Raw genomic sequence first — 12707 nt, forward strand, 5'->3', positions numbered from 1 at the left:
AGAAAGACTAAGCTACAGCTTTTTGATCTTGGCTGCTATAGCTTTCCTGAAACTCTCCCAGCCCAGTCTAAAATTGATTCTGTAGGGATACCCGTCGGATGACCTTCTATAGATTTAGGGTGAGAAATACCAATATGCTTTTTGAAGCCGAACATATTATCCATTTCTTGTGTGGGCCACCCAAGAGACTGAGTTACCACTCCTTTTTTGATTCGAGAAAACTGTTCTTGCCAATTACTGGTATCTATTTCCCGCACACACTTGGTAGATATCCACTTACTCAACCCAGTCACATCTACTTCAAGTAAATAATTAACATGTCCATTTCGTTCAACAACAACACAACGAATCGTTCTCTTTGCACCAGAGTCAATCAAATGGCATTTACTACGCCCAACCTGATCCAGTTCATGAGTGTAAGAGTCTATAATTGTACAAGCGTATTTTTCTTCCAATGCCTGAACCATCATGTTAAAGGCCGTAAAACGAGAAGCGTACTTCTCTGAGTAATCATTGTTATCTTGCATTCCTCCAGCCATGTCAGCAGAAGGTATTTCACCGTTACTACCTGCCTCATTAGTACTCACAATATCATTTGCTACTTTAGGGGTTTCTTGGCTGTTATCTGGTCGATGACTCCTTTTAGGTTTTGTTGCTTTCGAAGTTGAAAAGCGACTTTTAAACCTTATCGCGCAAGTATTTTCTCCTAATAAAAAGGCTTGGTTAGTATCAGAGGCTTCTTTGTCATCATCAACCATATGATCTTCTGGGCGCTCATAAAGCTCTAGACCTTTTCCACCATTTGTTGGCTTCAGCTCTTCATCGGTATGCGTAAATTTAGGGCTATGAAAATAAACCCTCGAAGGCATTTGTGCACTAATTGTTATATCAGTTACCTTTTCTACTAAAAAATATTCACCACTTGGATCTAACCTACCATTGTAAGAAAAAGACCACCCTGCCATTTGTGGTGGATCGAAATGAAATAACCAACGCTTAAAGCCTGGTACTACGTCTAAATTGAGCTCGGTATTGAAGTATTTAAAAATTGATTCAAATGATTGTTTTGCATTTTTATCAATAAGTAACCAACTCAACATCGCTCTTGTTGCAGAATCATTGAAAGCTGAAATGGGATAATTTGATATTTGCAGTACTTCAATATTTGCATAGTCCGCCTTCGCATTAACCTCTACTTTAAAATCAGTGAGTAAACGAGAAGACATCAATGACGCCCGTGATAGATAAGAGCTGCTATAAAACAAGACTCGCGCCAGTTCAAGTTGAGGAATAATCAACTTAGGGGCATTAGGTCTATCTAAAACAAATGCATTTTGCTCTGACTCTGGCTTTCTCACAGACTCTGCCGAGCTTAAATTAGGAAATTCACTTAATGTGCTTTTTCTAAGGAAATCATTATTTCTGAAGGTATAACGACCACTATTTACAAAGCTTTCTGAAAGCTCTCTTTGGTTTATTATTTTACCTCGATATAGTGCAGGTACATTTGCAAACGCTGTCGCACGAAAACCCTTTTTTTGCTGTGGCGGGTAACACCACACTTCAATTGAAGGCCGATAAGAAGTATCTTTTGTTCGTATTAATACTTTACCTATGTGAACTATACGTACATCATCATCGCACTTGTAAAATCTAGCGCTCATCCTACTTCCTTATTTGATGTTTGAACCTGTAACAACCCAATCGAGAAGCTTTACCACAATTGGCTGTATCCTTTCTTCAGAAAGGCTCGCATAGCGCATTAATTGCCAGCGATTTACTCCTAATCCTGCTTGCTTCCTTGCTATAATTGTCATAACAAGTCGTCGCGCTTGAAACTCAAAAACACTTTCATGGTATCGATTCAAGGCACTAGATAATATCGGTAATAAAAATAACTTTTTACTTATAGTATTAGAGTGCTTTAACTGCTTGAGTAAGTAATACTTAGACCTTCTAGGCCCTTCTATAATAGTATCTAAACGCCTAATAACTTTAAGAAGCTGCTTAGTTAACAACCGATCTCTTGCGCTCCAATTAACCTTCTCCTTTCTGGGTACTGATTTTGCGTGATGTTGTCGATTAAATGCTAATAACCACTCTCTGTCATTTCGATATAGCCAAGCATATAATGCACCACCACCTGATAACGAACGCGCGTCTTTAATTGGCGTTGTGCTTATTAAATTGCGCCATTTCATACGTTTTTCTTTAATTAATTGGGATTCAGATTTGGGTTCAGGTTGGAAGCTTTTAGTAACTGCGACGCTCAGTATAGCTTTGGTTTTAACCTCCTTAATTATTTCACTTACTGTCATATCAGGAATAAAAGCTGACCAAACAGCTAAGTGCTGTAAATAACTAAAAGCTTTTCGGTGCTGACGAAATATCGTACGTAACCAATTAGTATCCATACTAAAATCAACGATTAGTTCAGGAATTGTGATTTTACTAGTTACACGCTCAGCAATCATTTCATGTGCGATCTGTTTAGTTCCTTTTCCGCAACCGAAATCATGCGCTAGGTGATTATAAAATTTGCTCCATTGATACTTTGTAGGTGATTTTTGACAAGGTAAAAGTAATAACTCTTGTGATTTTTGAGCTAAATAATGTTGTATTTCCTTATCTTTATTATCGTTATTTAGCTGTAAGTTACACATTATTTGATCGCAGAGGTGAAATGTATGCCTATTATCATGATAAGTAATTTTAGATTGGTTCAAAATACCGTGTTTAGGGCAATAGGGGAAGGCCGGTAAATACCAGAGTCTGGACCAATAGCTTTCTCCATACTTTTGTTTTTGCTCGGTTACGCATAGAGAACAAGAGCGAAAATTACCAGGCGTTTTAACAATTGAAGCAACCGCCCCCAACATTAGGTGAACAGAACCGTTAGATCCACTCTCCATAGATGCCATAGCCTGAACTCTAGTGCATTCACTTACAAATGGTGCGTAAATAGGAAACATTGTGTGTTCATAAATAAGCCGCTGAATATCGAACTTTCCTGTATTCACCAACAAACTAGATATCGCTGATAAATGACTAGGTAAATCTAACGTTGCAATAACCTTGCGATCATCAAATACCTGATTAAGCAGCTGCTTAGAACTTGTAATAGCACTACGAATGCCAGATCTAGCAACTAAGCTATAAATTAACTCATCTGGGTATGGAACAGGAAAATTGTGCAATACTAACTCACCTCTTCCAGCAACGATTGAATATTTAAAACCAAACCTAACTTTAACATTGTCGAATGCATGTCCGAGTCAACATCTGCTTGAGAATGAATAAACCGCAAATCGTTACTATCAAGTGTATGCCACTGAGTATGTTTAATTGATGATGCTTTATTTCCCTTACTGGGTTTAGCTTCTTTTTTAGGTAAAGCTTGTTCTGGGCTAGTTAAGTGAGCATGTATTAAAGGTAATAAGCTAATCCAGGTCAAATTTGGATTTTGATCAAATATTTTCCGAATAGCAGGCGCCAAAAGACTTGTGTCAAAGTCATCTTTTAAAGCTATATAGACTCGTCGCTCTTCTTCACTTCTTAGCTGTTGATATGCAAACTCTTCCGGAGTCTGTTGCACAGACTCAGCCACGTGCTGCTGTAGTTTTAGTAATCTTTTATCGGTGTCACTTAGTTTAAGGTCTGAGAACTTGATTATTGCTTCTGGATCATCGGAGCGAAGAGCTGCAAGCATAGGGTGGACCGGTATTAATTCATCGTTGTACACCTGCTGCATTAACTTGGGAGTAATTCTTTCAACTTTGGTGGTAATTGCTCGCAACTGACACAGTACAAATAACTTTACCACGATATCAAGAACGCCTTGGCTTAAGTCATACCATAAAGTTCGAATTTCATCAGATAAAATTTCATCACGCTTCTGAAGCCACTGGAGTGACCACAATTTATCGGTTAAAGCTCTCCACTCCCTTCCTTCTTCCATCGGGTCCCAAAATATTGCTCCCAGGCCTGAGCCACGTCTAGCGGACCTCATATCGGCTTCAAATATCTCTCTTGCTCGCGGAGTACCCACTAAAATAACGGGAAGGCCGATGGTATTGACTAAGGTTACGAAGAAATTCAGCATTTTTTCTGACCCCCCGGAGCGAGAACGGCTAAGATGTTGAATTTCGTCTATAATAAGCACACCTAACGCATGAGCATTTGCAACTTGTGCCATCGCAGCCAAAAGCGTTTCAATACTAGGTCGCTTACTCATTGAGTATTGTTTTTCGTAATTGGATGTTCCTAAAGCACGATCTATCGCCCGAAAAAAATTCAAACATAATTCTTTCAATGAGCCATCATGAGAGCAATCAATCTTTAGATATATTATTTGTTCAAGGTTTGTATCTGGGTGGTAGATAACTTGCGGATATAGCGATAACAGTTGTTTCATTGCAGTAGTTTTTCCATTACCGCTACACCCTATAAGCGTCATACTTTGTGCAGTTGAATAGACCTCTGTGAACTTTATCGCCTTTAAATCCCCAGAAAGCACACGCTCGTACCCATTTTGAATATGCCTAGCCCAATCACCTGTATCAGGGTTTCTCCCTACGTAGCCACCTCTGATCATCAATGAAATCCGCTCATGTAGCTGTATATGCTGACTAAGTGGTTGAAAAAAATCATCAATAACACGACAAATGCTATGCGCTCTATCAACTCCATTTTGATGAATATCATCAGGTGTGCAACGTAACTTTCCTTTTAAGGCGCTTAAATCATCAACAAAGCTATTTAAAGGCGGTAATGCTTCTATCAAAGGGTTTCCTTGATAGGCAGGTATAGTAGAAGGTTGATAAACGGCAATAACTCGATGACTTTGACTATTTTGCATTAATTATCATCCTCATCATCAAATAGCTCTGGTATAAAATTAGGAAGCTCATAATTTTCTTCTATACCTTTTAGCTGAACGATCTGTGCCGGCTTTTCTTGTTTGGGTCTATTTGGTTTAATGGCCAATTCCTTTCTCTCTTGCTCTCTTATTTGCTGCTTATTCCCTTTAATATCTTTTATTTTTTGCGCATTGCTCAAGGTGCTGGCTTTACGGTTATTTTTAGCTTTTTTAATTTTCTTCTCGAGAAGATCATCAAAATCCCTTTCAACAGCTGAATACTGGTATTTCGCCTCTGCTGAAACTTGTTTTTGCACCGCTTGTCGTTCCCAAACTTGGTACCAAGTCATATCACGGAACTCTCTACTTCTAGTTGAAATATCACACACCCAAAAAGTATTTTTCCCTGTTTCTGGAAATAGATATATATGATTAACAGAGCCTAGATCATAGGCAGCATAAAGGTTTTTTGGTCTAGTAACTTCCGTAGAACGATGCATCCACCCAGCTTGGATAACTTCTTTTGCTGTATATACAACTCCCCACAACTTTACCCCTAATTCAGATACAGTTACTTTTTCACGAGGTAACAACAAAATTTTAGCGATGTCAGTATCTACTGTTCTTAAACTACCAGTACGGTGCTGAAGTCCCCATCGCCAAAGTTCAATTGGGATAGAAGGAATGCTTTCTGGCATGTCAGGAGCACGATCATATTTCTCCATTGGCTTATTCAAGTTATGAGCAAGGATTGAGTAGAGTATAATTTCAAAAAAATCAGATTTTGCGACCGCCGCCTCAACTCTATAGTCTTTTTCACCGTGCTTTTTAACCTTATTACCCGATACGACACCTGGCATATAAGGTTTAAATTTAGCCTGAAAAGATCCAAATGATCTCTCAACAATACCTTTCGCATCCCCTCTACGTGGAGGAGCACTTTCTAACCGGACTTTAATACCATTAACTAAGTAGCTCGCTTGATGGCTCATTAATTCACCGCGGTCAGCAAGTAAGACATCTGGAATCCCTATACATGGCCACTGTTCATCAGAAATATCTATGCCATATTTTTTGCAAATATCTACTTTACTACTAAAACTAGATATTAATGCTTTCATTGCCACCGGGAAGGATGCGTTATCAAAGCCAATATAAAATCCCGCAACTATGCGGCTGAAAACATCAATAACCATATATATAGTCGGTCTTCCGATAACTTTGTTTGGATCGTTATCATCTACCAAATATATATCTGCGATGGTAGCATCAATTTCATATCTGCTTCCTGGTCCTAAAGCTTGCTCTGTAGCTGTTCCATGAAGCGGTCGAATGTCCTTATTGTATTCACCTTTTGGGGTCTGCTTTATGATCTGAGTAGATTTGGTATATTCAGTTTTGTAAAAATATTGAAACTGTCGCAATGTTGGCATTTCGTGCTCAGCCACATCAGGGTATTTTAACTTATAGGCCTTTCCAAACTTGATGTATGCATATCGAATTGAGTAGCCTTTATCATTCATCAAATACTTGTCGCAGATAATTCGAAATTGCTTCCTAATATTTTCATTAACAGCTTCACCTTTACCTATACCATAAATACGCGGTCTACCTGCTTTAGTATTTGTGAAATTTCTTCTTTTCCCTGCTGCCCCAGAGTTCTTATAGTCGGGTAAAAGCGCATTTTTTATCTGACCTCTTTGCCAATAACGTCTAACTAAACGATAAATAGTCGATTTACTTTTATCAGATACAGCAATCGCATGGCTAATCCTTTTTGCTCGGGTGCTCTTATTAAACGCCCCCTCACCATCAATAATAGGTTTTATCAGTGCATAATGTTTTTGACTTTCTAGGTAATTACTGGATCCTAGTTCCCAAGATTCAGCCTGAAGATAAGCATATGGATCAGGTATTTTTTCTACACGTCCCTCGTCAATCCAAACATTACATTCATCAAAGTAAATTCTTTCTGGTAAACCTTTATTCTCATCAAGAACAATCCAATAAAAATAGCTATTTTCAGTAAAAAGCACTCGATAGGGCTTACCATCAAATGCGATAGTTTCATTAACTTGCCACATAGGTACGCCTCTCAGATAAAGACATGCTTCTAAACGTAATATCTTTTGCTGTCAAAATGTGAAAAGGATAACGAATATCAAATGTGATAAGCCTTGCAGCACACATTAAACGTATGTCATATAAAGACTTACCTAACTCTTGCTGATATGCATTATCATACTCTTTACATATGTCGACCACTTTTCTATTAGGATAGCGACTAAAATATGTTTTCATATTTTCAAATAATAATAACAACTCGTCAGTGATAATTTCATCAAAGTATCCTTTAACTCCATAAAGCCATTCAATATTAGATACGACAACCTTATCTATCTCTTTTTCTGTTACAAGGAAAAAAGGAACTTTTTTGAGCTGCCAATATCGGCGCTCAATTTCTAGCTTTTCAATTGTTCTAGGGTCTTTTAGCGCCTCTGAATATTTTACCTGGATAGCTAACTTTGGCTGATTTTTGGTGCTTAAATTGACTAAAAAGTCTGAAGACATTACAAGATTTATCCCTCCTTGCGAAGGATGCCAAAGTTGACCTTCCTTAGATATATTCAGGGTGTCATCTCTATTCAGTGGGAACTGTTCACGGATATCAGTTACAGCAACGTTATAATCTAAAAGAAGAAACACTGCGAACTCAAGATCCGATAACACATGGTGAATCCGGCCAGTAAGGTGAGAGTAGACACGCTGGGAGCGACCATCTGAAGGTACTTCATTGACATAAAGCCATGGCTTGTAATTAGAAAGCCTTCCGGCACCACGACCATCCTTAATCCGTTTGTTGATTTGCTTTTCAGTTAGGACGTACTTTGATCTTGCCATAAAAAAAATCCGGTTAACTTTTATTCAGTTTAACCGGATTTATAAAGTTTTCAACTTTAATGTGTTAGTTCTAAACTTTAATGTGTTAGTTCTAAACTTTAATGTATTAGTTCTAAACTTTATTGTTTAGTTCTGAACTTTATTGTTCGCCCACATTTATCTTATAACACTAACTTCTTGTTATTCAACAGTAACAGATTTAGCTAAGTTACGTGGTTGGTCAACGTCTGTGCCTTTAATTACCGCTACGTAGTACGACAGTAGCTGTAATGGTAAGGTGTAAACAATTGGCGCAATAATATCGTCAGTGTGATTTACGTTGATAACACGCATGGTGTTGTCTGATTCAAAGTGAGAATCTTTATCTGCGAATACGTAAATAATACCACCACGAGCACGTACTTCTTCTACGTTTGATTTAAGTTTTTCTAGCAGTTCGTTATTAGGTGCTACAACAATAATCGGCATGTCGGCGTCAATTAGTGCTAGTGGACCATGTTTAAGCTCGCCTGCAGCGTAGGCTTCTGCGTGAATGTACGAAATTTCTTTAAGCTTAAGCGCGCCTTCCATTGCAATTGGGTATTGCGAACCACGACCTAAAAATAGTGAATGTTGCTTGTCGGCAAACTCTTCTGCTAACTCGGCAATGCTATCTGCAAGCTGTAAAGTTTCTTCTAATTTTGCAGGTAGTACTTTAATTGCATTAACAATTGCGCTTTGATCAAGGCCTTTTTCTTGCGCTATAGACGCAGTAAGCATTAACAAACCAACTAATTGCGTAGTAAACGCTTTAGTAGATGCTACGCCAATTTCGGCGCCGGCTTTGGTCATAAAGGCAAGGTCTGATTCGCGTACAAGTGATGAGCCAGGTACGTTACAAATGGTCATTGACGCCATGTAACCTTGTTGCTTTGCTAAACGCAGTGCAGCAAGTGTATCGGCTGTTTCGCCTGATTGTGAAATAGTTACTAGTAGGCTTTTTTCGTGTACAAACGACTGGCGGTAGCGAAATTCTGAGGCAATTTCTACATTACAGCTTACGCCTGCAAATTGCTCAAGCCAGTAACGTGCAACCATACCCGAATGGTAAGACGTACCACAGGCAATAATTTGTACGTGTTTTACATCTTTAAATATTTGTTGTGCACTGTCGCCAAAAGCGTCAATTGCTACTCGGTCGTTGTTTAAACGCCCTTCAAGGGTATTACGTACAGCAAGTGGCTGCTCGTAAATTTCTTTTAGCATGTAATGGCGGTAATCGCCTTTGCCTGATGCATCTTGAGTGATGTTTGATTCAACCACTTCACGCTCTACAGCGTTGCCATCGGCATCAAAAATTTCTACTGTGTCACGTGTAATACGTGCTACGTCGCCTTCTTCTAAAAATATAAAGCTGCGAGTAACCGGTAGTAGTGCCAATTGATCAGAGGCAATAAAGTTTTCGCCAAGCCCTAAACCTATAACAAGTGGGCTGCCTGAGCGCGCTACAATAATTTCGTTGCTGTTGTCTTTATCAAATACAACTGTACCAAATGCACCTTCAAATTGCTTAACGGCAGCTTGTACTGATGCGAGTAAGGTTTTGTGTTGCTGACGAAGTTGGTGAATTAAGTGCACCATAACTTCGGTGTCGGTGTCTGATAAAAATTCGTAACCGTCGCCTTTTAATGCGGCGCGCAAGCTTACGTGATTTTCGATGATGCCATTGTGTACTAGTGCTAGCTGGCCGCTTGAAACATGTGGATGTGCATTGGCTTCAGTTACACTACCGTGAGTAGCCCAGCGAGTGTGTGCAATACCTGTATGGCCGCTAACACCTGATTGCTCAAGTGCCGATTCTAGGTTTACTACTTTACCAACTGCTTTTACAGTTTTAAGGGTGTTGCCATCAAGCAGTGCTACGCCTGCTGAATCGTAACCACGGTACTCAAGGCGTTTAAGGCCTTCAACTAAAATTTTATTTACTGGACGTTCTGCAACTGCCCCAACTATTCCACACATAGTGTCTCCATTAATTTTTTAAATATTTGCCCGCTTATAACCTGAATTCAAGTTAACGGGCTATTCCATAATCTCTGCACAAATTAGTTTTACACCACATGCCTCAATTGCTTTGCGTTTATCGTCTGCTAAGCCATTGTCGGTTATTAAGGTGGTTACTATTTGCCACGGTAATTCTAAATTTGGGATTTTTCGGCCAATTTTATCTGATTCAACCATCACTATAACTTCACGTGCTGCTTTTGCCATTACTTGGCTTAAGCCAACTAGTTCGTTAAAGGTAGTAGTACCGCGCTTTACGTCTATGCCATCGGCACCAATAAATAGCTGATCAAAGTCGTAAGAGCATAGTACGCTTTCTGCAACTTGCCCCTGAAACGATTCTGAATGCGGATCCCATGTCCCACCGGTCATCAATAATGTTGGCTCGTTTTCGAGCGCTAGCAAGCGATTAGCAACTTTAATAGCATTCGTCATTACAACTAGGCCTTGTTTACTTGCAAGCTCTGGGATCATTGCTGCTGTAGTGCGCCCGCTATCAATAATAATGCGGTTATGATCTTTGATCAGTGCGGCTGCAGCCTTGGCTATAGCCACTTTACGCTTAGAATCAATCTCATCGCTTACTATCTCTTTTGGTAATGCAATAGCTCCACCATAACGGCGCAGTAACAGGCCACTTTTTTCAAGCGCAGTTAAATCTTTTCGAATGGTCACTTCTGAGGTTTGAAACTGCTCAGCTAATTTTTCCACGACCACTTCACCAAGCTCATTAACCTGAGCCAATATATTGTGACGTCGTTGCTGGGTGTTTCGTTTGGTCATAAGTGATATGCAATTAAGTTTCGTTTCGAAAGATGCGCAATTTTAAACGAAACTAGTTAAATGGCAAGTGAACGAGCAAAAATAAAGCAATTTAATCAAATTATAATAAAACTTAAAATACGGTAAGCTAGGGGTAATAGCCGAATAAAGTAAAGTATATGCAATTATTTAATAGTATCAGTAAAGAATATTTAACTCAGCGTAAGCTCGCCGGCGATATCTGCCGTTTATTTAATAAAAGCCCCAGTAAGGGCAATTTAAAGCGTATTAAAAGCTTATTTTTTGATTGCGGTGAAGAGGTAATTATTGAAGCAGGGTTTCACTGCGATTATGGTAGTACACTTATTATTGGTGATCGTACCTTTATAAATATTAACTGCACCATTTTAGATTCTCCGCTACCTGAGTCGACCATTAGTATTGGTAACGACTGTTTAATAGGCCCTAATGTACAATTGCTAGCTGTATCTCACGCGCTAGATCCGCAGCAAAGATTAAGTAAAGAAAACTTTAGCCAGCCAATTAGTATAGGTAATAATGTATGGGTTGGTGCAGGCGTAATAATTTTAGCTGGAATAACTATTGGCGATAATGCCGTTATTGGAGCGGGCTCGATAGTAACAAAAAATGTGGCAGCCAACACCGTGGTGGTTGGAAATCCTGCGGTTAAAGTTAAAGATATTTGAAGCAGTAATTCGTTAAAAACAACCTACAAAGCCTACTCTGCAGGTTGTACAATATATAACTAAGCAGTGTGTTTCTAAGGGAGGGGTTTATTGTTTATTTTTTAATGTAAGCGCTAAACCCGCCATAATAAACTCAACTTGGGAAACCTGCGCAGCTAATGCTTGGTGTAACCAGCCAGATTCGTCTACAAATGTACGGCTTAATTCGCCAAGCGGAACTATACCGTGCCCCACTTCGTTACTTACAAAAATAACTTGCCCTGGTAAGCTTTTAAGTTGAGCTAATAACTCAGCTTTTTGCGTTTGCCAGCAATGCTTGTCGCTATGGCATAAACAGTTTGTAAGCCATAGCGTTAAACAATCTACCAATATACAGTTATCAGCTTTACTATGGGCTTTAAGTAGTTTGGCAAGCGCTATGGGCTCTTCAACTAATTGCCAGTTTGCTGGGCGGTCTTTTTGATGGCGCGTAATACGTACTTGCATTTCATCGTCATTAGGCTGTGCAGTGGCAAGATAAATCACCGATTTATTACTCTTAATCGCTAACTGTTCTGCAAAACGACTTTTACCACTGCGGGCACCACCTAAAATAAGTGCATGGTTGTTGCTCATAATAAGCCCACTAAGGTTAAGTAAATAACCACCTCAGATAACTGCTGCGCCGCGCCTAAACAATCTCCAGTATAACCACCTAGCTGGCGCTTAAACCAGCGTACTAATACACTGCGTAAAATGAGCAACACGGCAATAATAATCACCGCTGTTTGCCATACAATAATATTTAAGAAAATTAAACTCAGTAATAAAATTACTGCAGTGAGCGTTAAAATAGCTAAGCTGTTAAACGACAAATGCATAGCGATAGGCTTAACTTTTGAGGTGGCATCCTCACTCACGTAATCCATGCTCATAATTAAACTGGTTGCTATTACCCGACTTAAACACTGACCCAGCAATATCGCAGTTATAATGGCTGTGAGCGAAGTACTAAGTAATACCAGACTCTGAAACTTAATCAGCAATATTATAAATAATGCCGCAGCTCCATAAGTACCCAAACGGCTATCTTTCATGATAGTTAATTTTTGCTCTACCTGCCAACCGCCGCCAAAGCCATCCCACACATCAGCCCAGCCATCTTCATGAAACGCGCCAGTTAATAGCAAGCCAAAAGCCATCATTAATAACACACTTAAAGACGGCGGTAACAACAGCTGAAAAATACAGTAACTAAGTGCCAACAACCCACCAAGTAACAAACCTACTAATGCAAAATAGCGACTGGCTTGATTAAGGTGAGTATTAGTAACATTAAAACGCAAAGCAACCGGAATGCGGGTTAAAAAGCTAATCGCCAATAATACTAACTGCCACTGCGTGACCTTGGTTTGTAATTTATTATTTGGGGTATCTAAAAGTGAACTGTCACTCAT

General features: G+C 39.3%; 10 protein-coding genes. 1 reads left to right on the plus strand and 9 read right to left on the minus strand.

What is annotated here, in order from left to right:
- Positions 1-35: 35 nt before the first annotated feature.
- The 7 genes from RB215_RS14720 to RB215_RS14750 all read right to left on the minus strand — a co-directional run bounded on the left by RB215_RS14720 (position 36) and on the right by RB215_RS14750 (position 10585).
- Positions 36-1664, minus strand: coding sequence for a Tn7-like element transposition protein TnsE (locus RB215_RS14720; protein ID WP_309216634.1), 1629 nt, complete (start codon positions 1662-1664; stop codon positions 36-38).
- A gap of 9 nt (positions 1665-1673) precedes the next feature.
- A complete protein-coding gene (locus RB215_RS14725) occupies positions 1674-3197 on the minus strand; it encodes a TnsD family Tn7-like transposition protein (protein WP_309216635.1) in 1524 nt (507 codons plus the stop codon).
- Positions 3198-3199: 2 nt separating this feature from the next.
- On the minus strand, positions 3200-4858 hold the full coding sequence (locus RB215_RS14730) for an AAA family ATPase (protein ID WP_309216636.1): 1659 nt from the start codon (positions 4856-4858) through the stop codon (positions 3200-3202).
- Entirely contained in the window at positions 4858-6942 is a 2085-nt protein-coding gene (locus RB215_RS14735) for a transposase (protein WP_309216638.1), read from the minus strand. The genes RB215_RS14730 and RB215_RS14735 overlap by 1 nt, the downstream gene beginning before the upstream one ends.
- Positions 6929-7759: a heteromeric transposase endonuclease subunit TnsA gene (locus tag RB215_RS14740; RefSeq protein WP_004588895.1), complete on the minus strand. Its 831-nt coding sequence runs from the start codon at positions 7757-7759 to the stop codon at positions 6929-6931. The genes RB215_RS14735 and RB215_RS14740 overlap by 14 nt, the downstream gene beginning before the upstream one ends.
- Before the next feature lie 180 nt (positions 7760-7939).
- Entirely contained in the window at positions 7940-9760 is a 1821-nt protein-coding gene (gene glmS, locus RB215_RS14745) for a glutamine--fructose-6-phosphate transaminase (isomerizing) (protein WP_011329617.1), read from the minus strand.
- Between the two features lie 60 nt (positions 9761-9820).
- Positions 9821-10585, minus strand: a complete 765-nt coding sequence (locus RB215_RS14750) for a DeoR/GlpR family DNA-binding transcription regulator (protein ID WP_086993160.1) — start codon at positions 10583-10585, stop codon at positions 9821-9823.
- Between the two features lie 158 nt (positions 10586-10743).
- Here RB215_RS14750 and RB215_RS14755 point away from each other — a divergent pair, with 158 nt between their 5' ends.
- Positions 10744-11271 (plus strand): sugar O-acetyltransferase, encoded by a 528-nt coding sequence (locus tag RB215_RS14755; RefSeq protein WP_089368911.1) that lies wholly within the window; start codon positions 10744-10746, stop codon positions 11269-11271.
- Positions 11272-11358: 87 nt separating this feature from the next.
- Here RB215_RS14755 and cobU read toward each other — a convergent pair whose 3' ends face one another.
- Both cobU and RB215_RS14765 read right to left on the minus strand, forming a co-directional pair.
- Complete coding sequence (gene cobU, locus RB215_RS14760) at positions 11359-11886, minus strand: bifunctional adenosylcobinamide kinase/adenosylcobinamide-phosphate guanylyltransferase (RefSeq protein WP_182678602.1); 528 nt, start codon at positions 11884-11886, stop codon at positions 11359-11361.
- Positions 11883-12707, minus strand: a complete 825-nt coding sequence (locus tag RB215_RS14765) for an adenosylcobinamide-GDP ribazoletransferase (protein WP_089368913.1) — start codon at positions 12705-12707, stop codon at positions 11883-11885. The genes cobU and RB215_RS14765 overlap by 4 nt, the downstream gene beginning before the upstream one ends.

This window comes from Pseudoalteromonas sp. HL-AS2 (assembly GCF_031198805.1).
Classification (GTDB): Bacteria; Pseudomonadota; Gammaproteobacteria; order Enterobacterales; family Alteromonadaceae; genus Pseudoalteromonas; species Pseudoalteromonas nigrifaciens.